The sequence below is a fragment of the Schinkia azotoformans LMG 9581 genome, assembly GCF_000307855.1.
GTDB classification, from domain to species: domain Bacteria; phylum Bacillota; class Bacilli; order Bacillales; family Bacillaceae_J; genus Schinkia; species Schinkia azotoformans.
Genome location: NZ_AJLR01000045.1, coordinates 164,611 through 183,895, shown reverse-complemented (window position 1 = coordinate 183,895; position 19,285 = coordinate 164,611). Strand labels below are relative to the sequence as shown.

The window sequence follows — 19,285 nt, the reverse complement described above, 5'->3', positions numbered from 1 at the left end:
GTGGGCAACACATTAAAATATCACCACAAAGCCCTTGTCTATCAAGGTTTAGCCAATGCTGCCTTCCATCTCAAACTTGATCAAACGATTCATTTCAACCGCATATTCCATTGGAAGTTCACGTGTAAATGGTTCGATAAAGCCCATTACGATCATTTCTGTAGCTTCTTGTTCTGAAATACCTCTGCTCATTAGGTAGAAGAGCTGTTCTTCTGATACTTTTGAAACTTTCGCTTCGTGTTCAAGCGAAATATTTTCTGTATGAACTTCATTGTATGGAATTGTATCTGATTTTGATTTATTATCCATAATCAATGTGTCACATTCAACGTTTGAACGAGAGCCATCAGCCTTTTTGCCAAAGTGTACGACACCACGATAGGTTACGTTTCCGCCATGCTTAGAGATGGACTTAGAAACAATAGTGGATGAAGTATTCGGTGCTAGGTGAATCATCTTCGCACCAGCATCCTGATGCTGTCCTTTACCAGCAATCGCAATTGAAAGTGTAAGACCACGTGCGCCTTCACCTTTCAAAATACAGGCTGGATATTTCATTGTCAGCTTAGAACCGATGTTGCCATCAACCCATTCCATTGTACCGTAGGCATCAACTGTTGTACGCTTTGTAACAAGGTTGAAAACGTTATTTGCCCAGTTTTGAATTGTTGTATAACGGCAGTATGCATTTTTACCAACGATAATTTCTACAACCGCACTATGAAGGGAGTTTGTTGTATAAACTGGTGCTGTACAGCCTTCAACGTAATGAACCGATGCATCATCATCAACGATAATGAGTGTACGTTCAAATTGTCCCATATTCTCAGAGTTAATACGGAAATACGCTTGCAGCGGTGTATCTACCTTTACACCTTTCGGTACATAGATAAAGGAACCACCAGACCATACAGCTGAATTAAGGGCTGCAAATTTATTATCTGCAGGCGGGACAACTGTCCCGAAATATTTTCTAAAGATATCTTCATTTTCTTTTAATGCAGAATCAGTATCTTTAAAAACAATACCTAGTTTTTCAAGGTCTTCCTTCATATTATGATAAACAACCTCAGATTCATATTGAGCAGAAACCCCTGCTAAATATTTTTGCTCTGCTTCAGGAATACCTAGTTTATCAAACGTATTCTTAATTTCTTCAGGAACCTCATCCCAAGATTTCTCGGACTTCTCTGAAGGCTTAACATAATACGTAATTTCATCGAAGTTTAACTCGCTTAAATCCCCGCCCCATTGTGGCATCGGCATTTTGTAAAATAATTCTAGAGATTTTAAGCGAAAATCTAACATCCATTGTGGTTCTTTTTTCATTTTTGAAATTTCTGTTACGATTTCTTCTGTTAATCCACGCTTCGATCTGAAAATAGAAACGTCTTTATCTTTAAAGCCATATTTATAATCGCCGATCTCCGGCATTTTCTTTGCCATCTTAATATCCCCTCCTAAATTGGGTGTAAGAGAAAAGCTGATTCTTAATGTTCATGATCTTCGTGTTCATGAAGACCTTTCTCCATTGCCTTCCAGCATAATGTCGCACATTTGATACGAGCCGGAAACTTGGCAACTCCCGCCAACGCTTCGATATCACCAAGATCCAAACCAGTATCATCATAATCTTCACCAAGCATCATTTTTGAAAAAACATCAGCCATCCGCAGGGCCTTTTCAATCTTTTGCCCTTTAATAGCCTGACTCATCATGGATGCAGATGACATACTAATGGAACAGCCTTCTCCATCAAATTTAACATCCGTTACGATTCCATCTTCAACCTTCAATTGCAATTGAATTCGGTCACCGCAAGTCGGGTTATTCATATTAATCTTAATATCACTTTCATCCTGCATTACTCCACGATTACGCGGATTCTTGTAATGATCCATAATCACTTTGCGATACAGTGAATCCAAATCAATATTTTTATTAATAGAGGACATTTCCAAAATACTCCTTTGTCTTTATTAATGCCTTAACAAAGACGTCAATTTCTTCTTCAGTATTATATAGATAAAAGCTAGCCCGAGCAGTTGCCGATACTTTTAACCATTTCATCAATGGCTGTGCACAATGATGTCCCGCACGAACGGCGATTCCCTCTGCATCTAATACTGTTGCCACATCATGTGGATGGACATCATCAATATTAAATGTAACAAGACCAGCTCTTTCTTTCGGTCCATAAATCGTTACACCTTCCACTCCACCCACTTTTTCCATCGCATATTGTGCTAGCTTATGCTCATACTCAGCAATATTATCCATTCCGATCTCTTCTAAAAAGTCAATCGCTGCACCTAAACCAATCGCACCTGCGATGATGGGTGTACCACCTTCGAACTTCCACGGGAGCTCTTTCCACGTTGAATCATACAAATCAACAAAATCAATCATTTCTCCACCGAACTCAATCGGCTCCATCTTTTCCAGTAAAGCTTTCTTTCCGTATAATACACCGATTCCAGTTGGTCCACACATTTTATGACCAGATAAAGCATAAAAATCACAATCTAAATCTTGAACGTCAATTTTCATATGTGGCGTGCTTTGTGCACCATCAACAACCATTACAGCTCCGTTTTTATGAGCAATGGCCGCAATTTCCTTCACTGGATTGATTGTCCCGAGCACATTAGAAACGTACATGACTGAAACAATTTTTGTATTTGGCGTCACTGTTTTTTCAACATCTGCTAAGGCAATCGTACCATCCTCTTGAAGTGGAATATACTTTAACGTTGCACCCGAAGTCTTAGCAACCTGCTGCCAAGGAATAATATTACTATGATGCTCCATTGGCGTGATAACGATCTCGTCGCCTTCTTTCAGGTTTGCACGAGCATAACTTGCAACCACAGTATTGATTCCTGTCGTTGTACCACGAACAAACACAATTTCTTGAACTGCTTTTGCATTAATAAATTTTCTAACCTTTTCGCGTGCGCCTTCATATCCGTCTGTTGCTAAAGTTCCTAGTGTATGTACACCGCGATGAACGTTAGAGTTATATTCACGATAATACCGGTCTACCGCCTCTATAACTTGTACCGGCTTTTGCGATGTAGCAGCGCTGTCCAAGTATACTAACGGATGATTATTAACTTGCTGGTGAAGAATCGGGAATTGTTTACGGATTTCTTGAATATTCATTATCGAACTTTCCTTTCAATCACTTCAACTAGCTGATTTTTTACATTTTCAATCGCTAATTCATTAACGACCGGTCTTAAGAATCCATGGATGATTAGGCGTTCTGCTTCCACTTTTTGAATACCACGGCTCATTAAATAGTAAAGTTGAACTGGGTCAACTCGTCCCACTGATGCTGCGTGTCCTGCCATTACATCATCTTCATCAATTAATAAAATTGGATTTGCGTCGCCACGAGCTTTTTCACTTAGCATCAGAATACGCGATGTTTGCTCAGCATTCGATTTTGTTGCACCATGCTCAATTTTACCAATTCCATTGAAAATGGAAGTAGCCTCGTCCTTTACTACACCATGATTTAAAATATTGCCTACTGAGTTTTTACCGAAATGAACAATTTTCGTTGTAATGTTCTGTTTTTGCTCGCCACGGCTAACAGTCACAGTTTTGGAATCTGCATAGGAACCATCGCCTTTTAGATTCGTAATGTTTTCAGAAACTGTATTGCCATCATTCATTTGTCCTAATGCCCATTCAATACGTCCATCACGACCTACAACACCACGACGGTTCACATAGGCTGTCATTCCTGTTGCCAAGTGATCAACAGCACCATAATGAACGTTTGCATTTGTACCAGCAATAACCTCAGCAATAATATTAGCAACATTTTCTGTTTCATTAAATGATAAATAGTTTTCGATATAGGTAACAGCACTATTATCCTCTGCCACTACGATGACATGATTAAAAAGTGCCACGTCTTCATCTTGCAAATAAACAACTTGCAACGGTTCTTTCACTTCAACGTTTTTCGGAACATAAATAAAAGTACCGCCCGTCATTAAAGCAGCATGTAAAGCCGTCAATTTATGTTCATCCACTTTTACTGCTTTTGTCATAAAATATTTCTGTAGCAGTTCACCATGGGTGGAAGCTGCTGTAGCAATATCCGTGAAAATAACACCTTGATTTTTAAGTTCTTCTGATATAACAGTATATGCTAACGAGCCATTACGTTGAATAAGCAAATTTTGTTTTTGTGCTTGATCACTATTAATTAATGCTTTAATTTCTTCTGGTAATTGCTCTAAAGATTGTATTTTTTCATTTTTTAAACCATGCTTGAAGTTTGTGAAATTCCAATTATCAATTTTTGTTTTATCAGCTTTTGGCAGTGGTAATTGGTCTACTTTCTGCAAAGCTTCAAGGCGTATATTTGTTAACCATTCAGGTTCTCCAAGATTTTTTGAAAATTGACTTACATACTCAGCATCGTATGGAAGTTTAGTTTCGACTGTCATCAAAATTCCTCCTCACTGCTATTACGCTTCTGTCTCCACTGTTTCGTCTTCGATTCCTAGTTCCTTTTTGATCCAATCGTATCCTTCTGCTTCCAAACGCTCAGCCAGTTCAGCACCGCCAGTTTTAACAACACGGCCTTGCATCATAACATGAACAACATCAGGTGTAATATAGTTTAATAAGCGTTGATAGTGAGTGATCATTAGACAGCCAAAGTTTTCTCCGCGCATTTCGTTAATTCCTTTTGAAACAACCTTTAACGCATCAATATCTAGACCAGAGTCAATTTCGTCTAAAATAGCAATTTTTGGCTCTAACATCATTAATTGTAAAATTTCATTTCGCTTTTTCTCTCCACCAGAGAAACCTTCATTTAAGTAGCGTTGAGCCATATTAATATCCATATCTAAAAACTGCATTGTTTTGTCCATAGACTTAATAAATTTCATTAATGAAATTTCATTTCCTTCACCACGACGAGCATTTATTGCAGATCTTAAAAAGTCGGAATTTGTAACACCCGTGATTTCACTTGGATATTGCATACCCAAAAACAAGCCCGCACGAGCACGCTCATCTACTGCCATCTCTAGCACATTCTGTCCATCTAATGTTATACTACCTTTAGTTACCGTATATTTAGGATGTCCCATGATTGCCGAGGCAAGGGTTGATTTACCCGTTCCGTTTGGACCCATGATCGCATGAATCTCTCCACCCTTCACTTCAAGGTTCACACCTTTTAAAATTTCTTTTCCCTCAATCTCAACATGTAGATCTTTAATTGATAAAGTAGATGACATTTTAATACCTCCATATTATACTAGTCCCTTTATTTACAACGTTTTTATAAAAGGAGCTTTCATTCTCAATCTATTCTCATTCTAATTCTATACCAAAAGATAATACTTATCAACCATGAGTTATTTTGTTAATGATACTTTTTATACTAAAATGTTTAAAAAGTATATTCCCACTATTTCTTCTAGTTTTTGTAATATTCGATAAAACATGCATCCAGCACAAATAGACATGAGGATAGTTTCAACATCCTCATGTCTATTTTTACTTTTTATTTTGCAGGAATAACTGCACCTTGGTATTTTTCATTAATAAAATCAGCAATTTCTTGTGATTGTAAAACTTCTACTAAAGTTTTGATTTCTTCACGACTTTCATCACCGCTACGAACAGCAATCACGTTAACGTATGGGTTATTTTCTGGTGATTCAACAGCGATTGGGTCTTTAGCAGGGTCTAAGCCAGCATCTAATGCATAGTTAGCATTGATTAACGCTGCATCCCCTTCACCATTGTTATACACTTGTGGCAATAAACCAGGTTCTACATCAGCAACAAACTTTAATTTTTTTGGATTTTCAATAATATCATCTAAAGTTGCTGTTGTTTTTTCAATACCTTCTTTTAACTTAATTAAGCCTTTTTCTTCAAGCATCGATAAAATACGGCCATGGTCAGGGATCGAGTTACTCATAATAATTTTTGCGCCTTCTGGAAGCTCTTCAAGTGACTTATAATTTTTAGAATAAATACCGATTGGTTCGATATGAATACCACCAGCATTGACGAAGTCATAACCAAATTCTTTCTTTTGCGCTTCTAAGTATGGAATATGTTGAAAATAGTTTGCATCAATTTCTTTATCATTTAACGCTTTATTAGGTAAGATATAGTCTTGGAAAGGAACGATTTTTAATTCGATTCCTTTTTCAGCTAAAATAGACTCTGCCTCTTCTAAAATTTCAGCATGTGGAACGTTTGATGCACCCACAACTAATTTAGTTAATTCAGTTTTTTCTGTTTGTTCAGCAGTTCCTTCTTGGTTTCCCCCAGTTGCTTCTTCCTTTTTAGCATTGCCTCCACCACAAGCTGCAAGAGCAAAAACTACAAAAAGTGTTGTAACTAAAAGTAATAGTTTCTTCATCTAATTTGCCTCCTATTATTTTATCTTTTATCTATTTTAGAAGTGACTACGTCACCAATAAACTGAATGATAAATACAATTACTAAAATTAATATCGTTGAAAAAATAGTTACATCATTATGATTGCGTTGGAATCCTTCCAAATAGGCTAGGTTTCCAAGTCCGCCTGCACCTACAACACCAGCCATCGCTGTATATCCGACAAGGGCAATGGCAGTTACTGTAATCCCTGATATAAGAGCCGGCATGGACTCCGGTAATAATACTTTAAAAATGATCGTGCTTGTTTTTGCTCCCATTGCCCGCGCTGCTTCTAAGACCCCTTTATCTATTTCACGTAAGGCGATTTCCACCATCCTTGCATAGAATGGGGCTGCACCAATGATAAGGGCTGGCAAGGCAGCGTTCGCACCAAGCATTGTGCCAATTAAAAACTTTGTAAAAGGAATCAGTAATATAATAAGGATAATAAACGGTATCGATCTAAATATATTGACTAATGCAGCTACGATCGAGTTAATCGTTTTATTCTCCCAAATATTACCCTTCGCAGTTAAAAATAACAGCAAACCGAGGACTATTCCAATAATAAATGTAGCAAATACTGAAATACCTGTCATATATAATGTTTCGACAGTCGCTTCCCACATTTTAGGCCATTTTACATTCGGAAGTAATGTCTCAAGCATGGTCAATCACCTCCACATCAACTTTATGACTTCTTATAAAGGTGATCGCTTCCTTGATTTCATCCGGACTTCCATCAAGATGGATAAATAATGTCCCATATGCACCACTCTGCGTTTGCGAAATTTTCCCTTGAAGAATATTTATATTAATTGTAAATTTACGGATTAATTGATTGATCAGCGGCTGCTCAGCATCATCCCCAACAAATGTTAACTGGATAACTTGACCATCTGGATATTTCTTTAATACATGTTCAATTGTTTCTTTTGTTTCCTCAGGCTCTGTCACTTGATTAACAAAACGTTTTGTAATCGGCTGTTGCGGCTTACGGAATACTTCCAAGACAGACCCTTGCTCAACAATTTTACCGTTTTCCATGACTGACACATTGTGACAAATTTTGCGAATCACATGCATTTCATGAGTAATTAGAACAATGGTTAGCCCTAGTTTTTTATTAATATCCACAAGTAAGTCTAAGATTTGATCTGTTGTTTGTGGGTCTAACGCAGAAGTTGCTTCATCACAAAGTAAAACCTTTGGGCGATTGGCTAAAGCTCTTGCGATCCCGACTCTTTGTTTTTGACCTCCACTTAGCTGCGATGGATAGGCATCTTCCCTGCCTTCTAAACCAACCAACTTAATCAGTTCATCTACTCTCTTCATTCGTTCAGCTTTATCTACACCTGCTATTTCAAGAGGAAATGCAATATTTTCTCTTACAGTTCTTGACCATAATAAATTGAAATGCTGAAAAATCATTCCAATTTCCTGACGAGCTTTTCGTAAATTAGCCCCTCTTATTTTTGTCAAATCCTGCCCAGCCACTTCGACTGAACCGGCTGTTGCTTGTTCTAGTCTATTTAATAACCGAATTAACGTACTTTTTCCGGCACCGCTATATCCGATAATTCCATAGATTTCACCTTGGTTGATTTGTAAATCAACATGATCAACAGCTCTTACTTCACCATTTTTTGTTTTAAAAATCTTTTCGACATTTTTAAGAGTTATCATGCTAAACGTTCACCTTCTTCCAAATGCTATTATACACCTTTCAACACTCATAGTACTAAAATATAACTTAAAGAGAGCTATAATAAAAGAGCCTTTCTGCAGACGGGCAGAAAGGCTTGGTAGATTCCTTTCTCTCATCTGTGTGAATTGGCACCATGTCACTTGACGGTTGCCGGGTTTCATCGGGCACATCCCTCCACCTCTCTTGATAAGAGTTTTAAAGATTTATTATATTAAAATATTAGCATGTTTGAAAGTTTAGCATGGATAACCACTTTATGTCAATGTTAACTGTTTCCATCTATTAATCATATTTTACTATTTTGCAGCGTTAGTTAGGCTTGAAGTAACTCCTGTTGCTTTTTCAATTGCTTGCTCTAAATCTTCTAAAATATCGTCAATATTTTCAATACCAATTGATAGACGGATTAAGTCTTCAGAAACACCTGATTTTTTCAAGTCTTCTTCATTTAATTGTGAATGGGTAGTGCTTGCAGGATGAATAATTAAGCTCTTAGCATCGCCGACATTTGCTACGTGCGACCAAAGCTCTACGTTATTAATTAGGGTTCTTCCTGCCTCGCGTCCACCTTTAATTCCAAATACAACTACTGAACCAGCACCCTTTGGTAAGTATTTTGAAACATAAGCATGTGAAGGGTGATTTTCCAGTTCCGGATATAATACCCACTCAACAGCAGGATGGTTTTGTAAGTATCCCACTACTTTTCTAGTGTTTGCGATATGTTCTTTCATACGGACATGTAATGTCTCTAAACCTAAGCTTAGTTGGAATGCATTGAATGGACTTAATGCCGGACCAATGTCACGCAATAATTGAACCCTAGCTTTAATAATATAAGCAGCTGCACCAATAGCTTCAGCGTAAACTAGACCATGATAGCTTGGGTCCGGCTCGGTAAAGCCTGGGAACTTCGGTGAATTCCAATTAAATTTTCCTCCATCAATAATGACTCCGCCGAGTGTCGTACCATTTCCACCGATCCATTTTGTTGCTGAATGAACAACGATGTCAGCTCCAAATTCGATTGGTCTTAAAAGGTATGGTGTTGCAAAAGTATTATCAACGATTAAAGGAATACCTGCCGCGTGGGCAACATTTGCCACTGCTTCGATGTCTAATACATATAAGCTAGGGTTTCCAATTGTTTCAGCGAAAATGGCTTTTGTTTTATCTGTAATCGCTGCTTTGAAGTTTTCTGGATCAGTTGGGTCAACTAGTTTCACAGTAATTCCGTATTTCGGTAATGTTTGAGCAAACAGATTGTAAGTTCCACCATAAAGATTGGATGCTGCAACAATCTCATCGCCAGCACCAGCAATATTTAGAATTGCTAATGTAATAGCTGAAGAACCACTTGCTACAGAAAGTGCTCCAACTCCGCCTTCTAATAGAGCAATTCTTTCCTCAAAAACAGTGCAAGTAGGGTTATGAATTCTTGTATATATGTAGCCAGGCTCAGATAAATTAAATAAATTAGCAGCATGATCTGCATCTTTAAATAAATATGCATTAGAAGGGTAGATAGCTGTTCCTTGTGCACGAGTCCCTTCATCTAATTGTAATCCACCATGAATTCCTAATGTTTCAATACGATATTTTTTTTGTCCACTCATTACAAACAACCCCTTTTTTATTTTTAATAATGTCTTGTTTAGGTAAATCAGAAAACCCCTCTTCGGATAAGAAGAGGGGTCTATAGTCAAACTCTCTACTTATCTTTCAGAGCAATATACTCTGTTGGAATTGGCACCGTGTTTTATAAAAAATCGGTTGCCGGGCTTCATAGGGCCAGTCCCTCCACCTCTCTGGATAAGAAAACTTATAAAATTTGTAATATTTGATTAACGTAATCCTATCACCGTTTTTAGGCTGTGTCAAATACTTTTTTAATCTTTTTAGGAAGTTTTTGCAAATGAACAACAATAGATTAGCGACTCCAATTTTAAAATGTTGCGGAACTTTCCTTTAACATTTATTTCCCCTCTTTTTTTTAGAACCTGTAGCCTTGTTCTGCCTTCTACAAGTTCTAATAGGCTCGAGACATCACCGCTAATGATTAACGACGGCCTCTCGGAATTTTTATAATCAAGCCAGACATCCTGTTTATTAATGAACATCGTAATCCCATTGTAGTCAGGTGAACAAAACTTTACTGATAAACTTTCATTTTCCAGTAAAGGCACAACATGAGAAGCATACTTTAGGCAACTAATAAAATCAAACAACGCTTTATTAAATTCCTTATCTCCCATTTCTTCACACCCTATTCAACGCATTTTCCCCTCCTTTTACGTATTCTCTATGGACAGGAATTTCCCTTGAATATTAGTTCGACAATCACAAAGTTTTTAACATCAAAAAAAGACAAACTTTACTGTCGATAGTAATGTTTGTCTTTATTTACCGGGAAATATTGTCTAATTTTCCTTTTTGTCGCCATTATATTTATCTTTTTGCTTATCTCTATTATCATTATCTGTTGATTTTTTGTCGTCTTGTTTATCTTCTTTTTTATCTTTGATGGACCTTTGGTAATCTTCGTGTTTTCCAGAGTACTCCTTTTTGTTTTTTGATGAATGGTCATCGCGGGATTCTATTATTTTATTATAATATTTTTCATTTCTAGGAGGACTGTCTTTGTCTTCATCTTCAGCTCTATTTTTATTCGCTTTCTCGTAGCCTCTATTATTTTCCTTTTCCTTTACCTTGCTTTTGCCGGGGGGCTCATTATTGAGATCACTTTCCTTGTTATGATCAGTGTTTTTATCAGCTTTGACAGGGACATTGTCTATGTTTCTATTGTTCTTTTTATCCTCAAATTTCCACTGTTTATTGCCAGCTTTTTGTTCATTTTTAGTTTCTTTATTCATTTTTTCTTGTTTATTATTTTTCTCTTCTTTATTATTTTTCTCTATTTTACTGTTCTTCTTTTCTATATCTTTTTGCTTTTTACCCTTGTCTAGTTTTTCATAGATTTGTGTGACTGATAACTCTTTCGTTTCCTCAATTGTTAAGGTCTCTTTAGATTCCTTGTAAATCACATACTTGCCTGTCGAAACCCCTAAGTCTTTCGCTTCTTTTCGTGTATTTTCGTCACCTTTTAATGTAGTGACGACTACTCCTCTTTGTTCAATTTCCTTTTTTATTACATTCACTTTCTCTTCGATTTCTACTTGGGCGTCCTTATTTATTGTTGTTGTTGTTAGTAGAACATCTTTATTTTCCGTTAAATATCCATCCGCTTTTGCTAGTTCAAGCGTGTCGTCAATGAATTTGGATAGAGGTCTATTGCGGTAGTCGTCAGCGATTTGATCGACGATTATTTTTCCATCATTATTAATTGGAATGACCTCAACAACATTCAACTTTTCATTAACTCCAACTTCGATGCTTGGGTTAATGTCTAATCCTACATAGGCTGCTACTGCTAAATTACTATTCTGTAAAAACGGATATTGAGTGAAGAATAAAACAAGAACGGCTGCTACTGCTACGATCGTTGAAATCCGTTTTGTATTGGAGTTGAAATATATTTTAGATACTGGGATATCAATTTCCGAGCCAATTTCAACATGTTGCCCTTTCTTTAGAGAGACTGTTTCGAAAGCACCTTCTTTTGTTAAAACAATCGCTTTTTTATTTTTTATCTCCATAACAATTCCTTGATTCATTAGTGTGAGTCCCCCCCCTACTCAGGTGCGATATATGATTTTAGTGCATTAAACTCTCCAATATAGATTAAAGCGATAGCAATAATATACTTTCGATTCCGTTCAATCGTTTTTCGGCTGCACGAGACCCGTTCTTCGAGCTCCTTAATCGGCAACCGCTTTTTTTCTACTAATGCACCCCGTAGTCCGACATCATCGGCAATCGTTTTAGCAACAATTTTGGCGTTTTCCCTTGCATCAATATGTTTCGGGCATTCGCTGCTTAGCACCTCAAAGGTGATTCCATAACTAAACAGCAGCTGTTGATAATCTTTTATTTCCTCTACCCTCTTTTTACGTTCTTCTTCCATGACGTATTTTTCTAAAGAGGTTTTTCGTTCTATATAATTTTCCTGAATATTACCTTCCTCGTCCTCTTCATCTGAAAAAAGGATATGATTATGTCTGCTTTCTTTACGAATATGATCGATTATCCTTCTATTAATGACGATACTTGCAAAGGATAGAAATTTACCGCCTTGCTCTTGATTAAACTGGTCAATGGCCTCATTCAGAGCAAGTAAACCGATACTATATTCGTCCATGGATTCGGAAATATATCGTTTGCACGCTTTAGATACGACTTTTTTCACAAATGGCTTGTATTGCTCAAGAAGATTGTGACGTATCCGCTCATCTCCGCTTTGTGCTTTTAAAACCAGATTTTCAATTTCCCCATCTGATTTTGAAAGCTTATTTTTGAACCATGATTTTATACGTAAAGGCCTCATGTTTCCACCTCGATCCCTATATACATTCGAATGCTCTTTTTATTTTTTGGGTATACTCGAATTTTTCCCGCTTCACTCTTTATAACATAAATTAAGGTGCCCTGGGACCAAAACTTTTTTCCACAAACACGAAAAAGCCCTTCACCACTCGTATGAAGGACACAAAATTATAAGTAGCTATTCACAATATCATAGACGTACGTTACGGACTTAAACGCATATATTTTTTCGACAATCTGACTATCCTCCCATATTGTTAAACAAGGGACACTTTCGATTTCGTACTCGGCGGCAATAGCTGGAAAATAGTTCAGGTTGCATTTATTAATTTGTAAAGATGAGATGGTTTCGTTCACGACTTCAAGCATTTTACTTGCTAATTGGCACGTGCCGCACATCGGTGTATAAAAATAAATGAATTGCACTCCATCCATTGTCAAAAATTGTTGCCATTGTTCAGGTTTAACCTCATTCATTTTTACTAAGCCTCATTTAATTAGAAATTTTGGATCTACATTTATGTTTTTGCTAAGCAAAGCTGTTGCCAGCTGGTATTCAGGGGTGGTCGCTACCTCACGATATACTTTATCAATATAGATATGATTTGCATTTGGAAGCTCTCTTTTTAGTTGTTTTCTTAGTTTTTCCCCGGCATAATCAGCATCGGCTAATATATAGACATCTTTATTATCGAGGTCAAATTCGTCAACGAGCTCTTCAATTTTCTGGGCGCTTACCGTTCCATTTGTACAAATAATTTCAACTGAATCACGGATCAATGGCTCGATTTTTTTCTTATCTGATTTTCCTTCAACTATGATTACTTTCTCTGAATCCATTTGTTCCAATGCGCTCTCCACCTTAGTTTGTCGGTAAATATTTCTCCATATTATATTCTATTTTTATTATAAGTTTATTATTTAAAAATGAAAAATAAGCTGACTCCGAAACTAGGGGTCAGCCTATTACTTTAAAATACTTTATTTTTTTAACGGAACTTTATGTCCACCGTAAATCCAGTCACATACTTCATAATCAAATGGAGTTCTAGCTTCAAAGATTGTTTTTCTTAAAAGAATGGCAGTTGGGTCTTCGGCATGGATGATTCCACCCCATGAACGTGCGCTTGTTTGTACTCTGGCAGATCTTGGTTGACGTTCCGCTTGGTATTCTAGGAATGCTTTTTCATACTCATTCGGATACTTGATTAACATATCTGCAAGGTAGGAAGCATCTTCAAGCGCTTGCACTCCTCCTTGGGCTAAGTATTGAAGCATTGGATGGGCTGCATCACCTAATAATGTAATCTTTCCTTTTGTCCAATTTTGGATTGGATTTCTGTCATACATTGGCCACTTAAATTGACGCTCAATAAATCGAAGCATCGTTTGAGCATCTTCATGCGCACCAAGAAAGCGTTTTTCCATTTCCTCAGGTGTTCCCCAATCTTTACCTTCTTGGTAATCGTAAGTCTTAAATACAACTACGATATTGTATAATTTACCGCCGCGAACTGGGTACTGTACCAAGTGCAAGTTAGGTCCAATCCACATGATTACATCGTCGAAGTTGGCTTCACCTCTTACTTCTTCGGCAGGAACTGTACCGCGGTAGGCCACATATTCTGAAGGTACAGTATCATCAACACTCATCAGTTTTCGAATATTGGATTTAATTCCATCCGCTCCGATGACTGCGTCTCCTAAAAACTTATCACCATCTTGATTTGTTATGACGACTCCCATTTCTGTTTGCTCAGCTGTTTGAATTTGTTGGTTTGTTTTAAACTGGATATTGCCATCTTTCTTACAACCTTCTAATAAAATTCTGTGTAAATCTGATCGGTGCATAACGATATATGGATATTGATAACGCTCTTGGAACTTTTCTCCCAAATCAAGGGTAGCCGCTTCAGCACCGGTATGGATGTCTCTTAATACGAGACGTTTTGGAAAAACAGCCACTTTTTTAATTTCATCTAAAACACCAAACCGGTCAAGTACTGCTAAGGCATTGGGACCTAATTGGAGTCCTGCTCCAACTTCACCAAATTCAGGTGCTTGTTCAAACACCGTTGAAGGAATTCCTGCTTCAGATGCTGCAAGAGCTGCAGCAAGGCCTCCAATACCACCACCAACGATCAATAAATTATTTTTTTCCATGGTACACCCCTTTTTTATATTATTAAAATTTTCAATCACACGAATGTACTGTTAACTCAGTAATGCTTTAAATTCACCTGTAACGGTTTGGAAACCATTATTCTTCTCGTACTCTTCCTTGCGTTCCAAATTAAATTTCTCAATGATTGGCAGATCATTGCAAGAGAATAGGTAGCTGTCCTCTGATGCCACATGTTCATGCCATGCATAATTCGGTACAACGAAGAAGTCCCCTTTCTCCCAGTCAAAACGAACGCCATTAATAATCGTATAGCCTGATCCTTCATGAACATGGTAAATCGAAGAATGTGTATGACGATGTGCCTTACCATGGAAATTCGCTGGAAGCTTTTGCATCCATGCGCCAATTGTTGGGTTAGCCGTTGCTCCGTTTGACGGATTAATATATTCAACCGCATATCCATCACATGGGTCTGGCTCAAAACGGCTAAGTCCAGCAAGAGCTGCTTCTGTTGCATTCCACTTATAGGCACCAACGGGAGCAATTTGTGGATAGCGATCGGAAATTGGACGTACCATTCCACCTTCATAGCGCTGTGCTGTATAGTTATCAGGCACACTCGGCTTTTCTAGATGGTCTGGATGGTTCTCAAAAAACGTTCCACCAAGATGGAAGACCGTCGGGATATCAAGGCAGTCCATCCAAATCATTGGCTCATCACCTGGATGACCATGTCCATGCCACAGCCCGCCTGGTGTGATTAAATAATCACCACGTTCCATGAAGACTCGTTGTCCTTGAACGATTGTATAGGCGCCCTCGCCTTCGATAATATATCGAAGCGCATTTTGAACATGTCGATGCGACGGAGCTGTTTCACCAGGTAAAATTAACTGAATCGCTGCATAAAGTGTTTGTGTTGCCGATGCCCAACCCCAAGGCTGTCTGTATGTAAGCCCTGGATTTTGAAAATAAATCGCCCGGCGTTCACCGCCGCGTTCAGGCGTGAAAATTTTAGTTGCCTCTACTAATTTTTTCTTAAGCAGATCATATTTCCAAAGATAAGCCTCAGCCTGTGGCGTTGGTTCCTTTTTCATTAAGTCCGGAATCGCATCCCATAACGGCCCTAAATTATACTGTGCAATATCACGGGTAAAATCACGGACTTCTATACTATTAAAGAAATCATTTTTCTCAGCCATTTCGTTTCCACCTCATTTGTTTATTGTTTTTATACTAAAACCTGGCTTACTTCCTTTACTTTGTTTTCTAAAGCACCAACTCCATCTACTTCAATGCGAACGGTATCACCATCTTTTAGGAATACGGGCGGGTTCATAGCCACCCCTACACCACCAGGAGTTCCTGTTAAGATCACATCACCCGGTTCAAGCGTCATTAAGTTAGATAAAAACTCTACTAAATATTGAACAGAGAATACTAGATTACGAGTATTAGAACGTTGTCGTTCCTCTCCGTTTACGGTGAGAACAATTTCCAATCCAGATGGATTCGTTAACTCGTCAGATGTAATTAAGCAAGGTCCCATTGGTGCTGTTCCATCCACTGATTTCCCCTGCATCCATTGGATTGTCCTCCGTTGAATATCCCTATAAGTTACGTCGTTTACAATCGTATAGCCCGCTACATAATCAAGGGCATCAGCTTGTGAAACATTTCTTGCCCGCTTCCCAATAACGAAAGCAAATTCTGCTTCATAATCCAAATCTTTAGAGATTGGGTAGAATGGGATATCGTCCTCCGGTCCAATAACGGTATTCGCAAATTTTGCGAATACTACCGGGTATTCAGGGATTTCACGCTTCATTTCTAAAATATGTTCACGATAATTATGGCCGACGCAGATCATCTTGCCTGGTGCCGGTACCGGAGCTTCCAATTTTACTTCATTTTTTTCAAAAACAAGCGAAATAGCGCTTTCATTATTTAAAGCAAACTCAATAGCTTGTTTTGCAAACTCCATGCTCTCCTCTCCACCTTGCAGGAAGCCATTCATATCTGTGGCCGGAATATAGGCGTCTGCAATCTGGCTAGCACGAAGCTTTCCTTCTGAACGGAGTTTTGCTACAAAAGCTGTATGTAAATCAATAACCTTTGTACCTTCCAGCGCACCAATTCTTTGTACGCCGTTTTGTGTGAAAGTAATAAGTTTCATTGTAAATCCATCTCTCCCTTACCATTAACTTTTTTATCTTTATAGTTAACAAAGTTCTCTATTTGAGAAAATAGTAAGATATTTCTCGTATATTTGTCAACATAAATATTTAAAATTTATAAAATATATCGAATTTATTGAAATCCATAAAATACAGGGTTGAATAATTTATTTTTAATTACTTTTTCTTTTGTTATAATGACATGAAACTAAAGGATGATTAAAAAGGAGAAATTTATGGAAAGTCAAAAAAACGCGCCTGTTATCCAGTCCCTGCAAACAGGAATTCAGCTATTAGATCTTATAGCCGAACATGGACAATCATTGAAATTTAATGAAATTCAGGAATTATCAGGCATTACCAAGAGTAATCTCTACAAGTACTTAAATACTTTGACACAACTGGGCTTATTGTATCGTGATAAAAAACAAGGTACTTTCACCCTTGGCAGCAAATTAATTGAATATGGTATAGCGGCAACTGGAAGTAAAGATCTTATCGGAAAAGTTGCACCTTATTTACAAGAAATCAGCCGGCAGACCTCGTTAACTGCCCTGTTAGCAGTTTGGACACACGATGGTCCTGTGATCGCCAATATTTGGAGCGCTAATTACGGATTAAATATCGGTGCACAAATCGGCACGCATCTTCCATTGATGTCATCCTCTGGAAAAGTATTTGCAACATTTAAAGAATTAGTCTATATCAAGGAATGGAGACTAAAAGAATTAAGTAAAGTTCCGGAAAATAAGCGAAAAGAATTTGAAGAGGAACAAAAAAGTATTTCCAATACATATTTTTCTTATTCAAATGAACCATTAGTAGAACATGTTTCGTCCTTCAGTGTACCTATTTTTGATTATAAAAAAGAGTTGTTGGGTGCATTAACAATTGTCGGCTTTTCACCACTCGTTCCCCAAATGCATGATGATGAAGTCAGCCAATTTGTTTTAAAATGTGCAAAAGAAATCTCAGAGTCATTTGGTTTTGATCCAAATAAAGCCTCTTATGCTGAATAATATCGATAAAAAATTAACCTAAATAAAAGCGAACGATTGCATAAAGAATGTCTTATGTTCATAATTGGACATTACATTTTTATAGACAACGCTCGCTTTTTTTATTTTTATATAAATTCATTTAATAATTATCTTAACTAAATATGATGAATATTCAAAATATTAATTGACTTTTATTACCTTGCCTTTTATTATAAAAAAAGAATTTAATTCACTATTTCGATAATCTTTAATATAGATAGTCTATTAAGTATCTAAAGTATCTATTTTATAAGTTTTATTGAAAGCGTTTAATTTAAAATTCACATAATTAAAAGGAGGAAATTTCAATGAAACAAAAAAACAGCTTGAAATTATCAATTTTAGCAATTTTGTCAGTCCTGACATTGTTACTAGCAGGCTGCGGAGGAGGAAGTCAACAAGCTAGCGGTGGAAATGAAGCAAGCGGAAAAGAGCAAACGTATACTTTCAAGGCCACACATGTAACTCAAGAAACCCATGTATGGCATCAAACAGCACTGAAATTCGGAGAAGAATTAGACAAGCTATCAAACGGTAAAATGAAACTGGATGTTTATCCGGCATCCCAGCTGGGCCCTGAAAAAGATATGGTTTCACAGCTAGAAACAGGCGCCATTGACTTTGGCTTTTTAACTAATGCTTATATGAGTACTAGACAAGAGTCACTTAATGCATGGTTCATGCCATTTGCATTTAAGAGTTTAAAAGATGCAGTGGCTGTAAGAGAATCTGCACCTGCCAAGGACATGTTAAAGGAGCTCGAGGCTCAAGGATTAGTAGGGCTCGATTTTGGATTTGCAGGAAACCGCCACATTTTAATGAAAGATGGTCATATCGCTTCACCAGCAGATTTAAAAGGCAAAAAAGTCCGTATTATTGGAAGCCCGGCTATTCAAGATTTCTGGACTGCCATTGGGGCTGGTCCAACTGCAATGCCGCTTCCTGAAGTTTATACATCACTGCAAACAGGTGTTATCGATGGTATCGATATTGACTTAGATGCTCTAGTAACAGAAAAATATTATGAGAATGCTGAAAATCTAACATTAACGAATCACTTTACATTCCCAACGGTTATTGTCATGAGCCAAGCTTCATACAACAAGCTTTCTGCTGAAGATCAAGAAATCGTCAAAACGGCTATTAAAAATGCAGTCGATTGGGGCGTTCAAGAGGCAATCAATCGTGAAAGCGCAAACCTTGAAACATTAAAACAAGCTGGTGTAAAGGTAGAAGAATTAACAGATGCAACTTCGTTCGAAAGCATGATTAAACAAGTAGAAGAAACCTATTCACAAAAATCACCAATCATTAAAGCTTTCTTGGAGGAAACAAAAAAATAAATAACGGAGGATC

General features: G+C 37.4%; 19 protein-coding genes and 2 riboswitches. Of the genes, 2 read left to right on the top strand and 17 right to left on the bottom strand.

Going from position 1 to position 19,285, the window contains the following annotated elements; genetic code table 11:
* Window positions 1–48 precede the first annotated feature (48 nt).
* The 17 genes from sufB to BAZO_RS07880 form a co-directional block, all read right to left on the bottom strand.
* Window positions 49–1,446 carry a Fe-S cluster assembly protein SufB gene (sufB, locus tag BAZO_RS07960; RefSeq protein WP_003330881.1) on the bottom strand — a complete coding sequence of 466 codons (1,398 nt, stop codon included), beginning with the start codon at window positions 1,444–1,446 and terminating at the stop codon, window positions 49–51.
* Window positions 1,447–1,490: 44 nt separating this feature from the next.
* A complete protein-coding gene (gene sufU / locus BAZO_RS07955; protein WP_003330880.1) occupies window positions 1,491–1,955 on the bottom strand; it encodes a Fe-S cluster assembly sulfur transfer protein SufU in 465 nt (154 codons plus the stop codon).
* Window positions 1,942–3,165 carry a cysteine desulfurase gene (locus tag BAZO_RS07950; RefSeq protein ID WP_003330878.1) on the bottom strand — a complete coding sequence of 408 codons (1,224 nt, stop codon included), beginning with the start codon at window positions 3,163–3,165 and terminating at the stop codon, window positions 1,942–1,944. Before BAZO_RS07950 ends, sufU begins: the two co-directional genes overlap by 14 nt.
* Window positions 3,165–4,469, bottom strand: coding sequence for a Fe-S cluster assembly protein SufD (gene sufD / locus BAZO_RS07945; protein ID WP_003330877.1), 1,305 nt, complete (start codon window positions 4,467–4,469; stop codon window positions 3,165–3,167). Before sufD ends, BAZO_RS07950 begins: the two co-directional genes overlap by 1 nt.
* Window positions 4,470–4,490: 21 nt before the next feature.
* Window positions 4,491–5,273 (bottom strand): Fe-S cluster assembly ATPase SufC, encoded by a 783-nt coding sequence (sufC, locus tag BAZO_RS07940; RefSeq protein ID WP_003330876.1) that lies wholly within the window; start codon window positions 5,271–5,273, stop codon window positions 4,491–4,493.
* 269 nt (window positions 5,274–5,542) lie between these two features.
* Entirely contained in the window at window positions 5,543–6,415 is an 873-nt protein-coding gene (locus BAZO_RS07935; protein WP_003330875.1) for a MetQ/NlpA family ABC transporter substrate-binding protein, read from the bottom strand.
* 20 nt (window positions 6,416–6,435) lie between these two features.
* Window positions 6,436–7,104: a methionine ABC transporter permease gene (locus BAZO_RS07930; RefSeq protein ID WP_003330874.1), complete on the bottom strand. Its 669-nt coding sequence runs from the start codon at window positions 7,102–7,104 to the stop codon at window positions 6,436–6,438.
* A complete protein-coding gene (locus BAZO_RS07925) occupies window positions 7,097–8,122 on the bottom strand; it encodes a methionine ABC transporter ATP-binding protein (RefSeq protein WP_003330873.1) in 1,026 nt (341 codons plus the stop codon). Before BAZO_RS07925 ends, BAZO_RS07930 begins: the two co-directional genes overlap by 8 nt.
* Window positions 8,123–8,253: 131 nt before the next feature.
* Window positions 8,254–8,337: riboswitch (SAM riboswitch) on the bottom strand.
* 103 nt (window positions 8,338–8,440) lie between these two features.
* Window positions 8,441–9,760, bottom strand: coding sequence for an O-acetylhomoserine aminocarboxypropyltransferase/cysteine synthase family protein (locus BAZO_RS07920; RefSeq protein WP_003330872.1), 1,320 nt, complete (start codon window positions 9,758–9,760; stop codon window positions 8,441–8,443).
* Window positions 9,761–9,856: 96 nt separating this feature from the next.
* A riboswitch (SAM riboswitch) is annotated at window positions 9,857–9,963 on the bottom strand.
* A gap of 79 nt (window positions 9,964–10,042) precedes the next feature.
* Complete coding sequence (locus BAZO_RS07915; protein ID WP_003330871.1) at window positions 10,043–10,399, bottom strand: hypothetical protein; 357 nt, start codon at window positions 10,397–10,399, stop codon at window positions 10,043–10,045.
* 165 nt (window positions 10,400–10,564) lie between these two features.
* On the bottom strand, window positions 10,565–11,818 hold the full coding sequence (locus BAZO_RS07910) for an anti-sigma-I factor RsgI family protein (protein ID WP_003330870.1): 1,254 nt from the start codon (window positions 11,816–11,818) through the stop codon (window positions 10,565–10,567).
* 17 nt (window positions 11,819–11,835) lie between these two features.
* On the bottom strand, window positions 11,836–12,588 hold the full coding sequence (sigI, locus tag BAZO_RS07905; RefSeq protein ID WP_003330869.1) for an RNA polymerase sigma-I factor: 753 nt from the start codon (window positions 12,586–12,588) through the stop codon (window positions 11,836–11,838).
* 167 nt (window positions 12,589–12,755) lie between these two features.
* Window positions 12,756–13,064: a thioredoxin family protein gene (locus BAZO_RS07900; protein ID WP_003330868.1), complete on the bottom strand. Its 309-nt coding sequence runs from the start codon at window positions 13,062–13,064 to the stop codon at window positions 12,756–12,758.
* A 12-nt stretch (window positions 13,065–13,076) separates the two neighbouring features.
* Window positions 13,077–13,427: a toprim domain-containing protein gene (locus BAZO_RS07895; protein WP_035193130.1), complete on the bottom strand. Its 351-nt coding sequence runs from the start codon at window positions 13,425–13,427 to the stop codon at window positions 13,077–13,079.
* Window positions 13,428–13,568: 141 nt separating this feature from the next.
* Complete coding sequence (locus BAZO_RS07890) at window positions 13,569–14,750, bottom strand: FAD-dependent monooxygenase (RefSeq protein WP_003330866.1); 1,182 nt, start codon at window positions 14,748–14,750, stop codon at window positions 13,569–13,571.
* A gap of 51 nt (window positions 14,751–14,801) precedes the next feature.
* The gene (locus BAZO_RS07885) at window positions 14,802–15,914 is read right to left on the bottom strand and encodes a cupin domain-containing protein (RefSeq protein WP_003330865.1); all 1,113 of its coding nucleotides are present in this window, start codon (window positions 15,912–15,914) and stop codon (window positions 14,802–14,804) included.
* 29 nt (window positions 15,915–15,943) lie between these two features.
* Window positions 15,944–16,888: a fumarylacetoacetate hydrolase family protein gene (locus BAZO_RS07880; protein ID WP_003330863.1), complete on the bottom strand. Its 945-nt coding sequence runs from the start codon at window positions 16,886–16,888 to the stop codon at window positions 15,944–15,946.
* 237 nt (window positions 16,889–17,125) lie between these two features.
* Between BAZO_RS07880 and BAZO_RS07875 the strand changes: the two genes are divergently transcribed.
* On the top strand, window positions 17,126–17,908 hold the full coding sequence (locus BAZO_RS07875) for an IclR family transcriptional regulator (protein ID WP_003330862.1): 783 nt from the start codon (window positions 17,126–17,128) through the stop codon (window positions 17,906–17,908).
* Between the two features lie 329 nt (window positions 17,909–18,237).
* Window positions 18,238–19,272, top strand: a complete 1,035-nt coding sequence (locus tag BAZO_RS07870) for a TRAP transporter substrate-binding protein (RefSeq protein ID WP_003330861.1) — start codon at window positions 18,238–18,240, stop codon at window positions 19,270–19,272.
* The last annotated feature ends 13 nt before the right edge of the window (window positions 19,273–19,285 follow it).

Bases quoted from the DNA above. Each gene is read 5' to 3' on its own strand.
- BAZO_RS07895 (WP_035193130.1), bottom strand. From the start codon at position 13,427: ATGGATTCAGAGAAAGTAATCATAGTTGAAGGAAAATCAGATAAGAAA.
- BAZO_RS07880 (WP_003330863.1), bottom strand. From the start codon at position 16,888: ATGAAACTTATTACTTTCACACAAAACGGCGTACAAAGAATTGGTGCG.
- BAZO_RS07875 (WP_003330862.1), top strand. From the start codon at position 17,126: ATGGAAAGTCAAAAAAACGCGCCTGTTATCCAGTCCCTGCAAACAGGA.
- sufD (WP_003330877.1), bottom strand. From the start codon at position 4,469: ATGACAGTCGAAACTAAACTTCCATACGATGCTGAGTATGTAAGTCAA.
- BAZO_RS07925 (WP_003330873.1), bottom strand. From the start codon at position 8,122: ATGATAACTCTTAAAAATGTCGAAAAGATTTTTAAAACAAAAAATGGT.
- BAZO_RS07885 (WP_003330865.1), bottom strand. From the start codon at position 15,914: ATGGCTGAGAAAAATGATTTCTTTAATAGTATAGAAGTCCGTGATTTT.
- BAZO_RS07915 (WP_003330871.1), bottom strand. From the start codon at position 10,399: ATGGGAGATAAGGAATTTAATAAAGCGTTGTTTGATTTTATTAGTTGC.
- BAZO_RS07890 (WP_003330866.1), bottom strand. From the start codon at position 14,750: ATGGAAAAAAATAATTTATTGATCGTTGGTGGTGGTATTGGAGGCCTT.
- BAZO_RS07950 (WP_003330878.1), bottom strand. From the start codon at position 3,165: ATGAATATTCAAGAAATCCGTAAACAATTCCCGATTCTTCACCAGCAA.
- sufU (WP_003330880.1), bottom strand. From the start codon at position 1,955: ATGTCCTCTATTAATAAAAATATTGATTTGGATTCACTGTATCGCAAA.
- sufC (WP_003330876.1), bottom strand. From the start codon at position 5,273: ATGTCATCTACTTTATCAATTAAAGATCTACATGTTGAGATTGAGGGA.
- BAZO_RS07935 (WP_003330875.1), bottom strand. From the start codon at position 6,415: ATGAAGAAACTATTACTTTTAGTTACAACACTTTTTGTAGTTTTTGCT.
- BAZO_RS07870 (WP_003330861.1), top strand. From the start codon at position 18,238: ATGAAACAAAAAAACAGCTTGAAATTATCAATTTTAGCAATTTTGTCA.
- BAZO_RS07920 (WP_003330872.1), bottom strand. From the start codon at position 9,760: ATGAGTGGACAAAAAAAATATCGTATTGAAACATTAGGAATTCATGGT.
- sigI (WP_003330869.1), bottom strand. From the start codon at position 12,588: ATGAGGCCTTTACGTATAAAATCATGGTTCAAAAATAAGCTTTCAAAA.
- sufB (WP_003330881.1), bottom strand. From the start codon at position 1,446: ATGGCAAAGAAAATGCCGGAGATCGGCGATTATAAATATGGCTTTAAA.
- BAZO_RS07900 (WP_003330868.1), bottom strand. From the start codon at position 13,064: ATGAATGAGGTTAAACCTGAACAATGGCAACAATTTTTGACAATGGAT.
- BAZO_RS07910 (WP_003330870.1), bottom strand. From the start codon at position 11,818: ATGAATCAAGGAATTGTTATGGAGATAAAAAATAAAAAAGCGATTGTT.
- BAZO_RS07930 (WP_003330874.1), bottom strand. From the start codon at position 7,104: ATGCTTGAGACATTACTTCCGAATGTAAAATGGCCTAAAATGTGGGAA.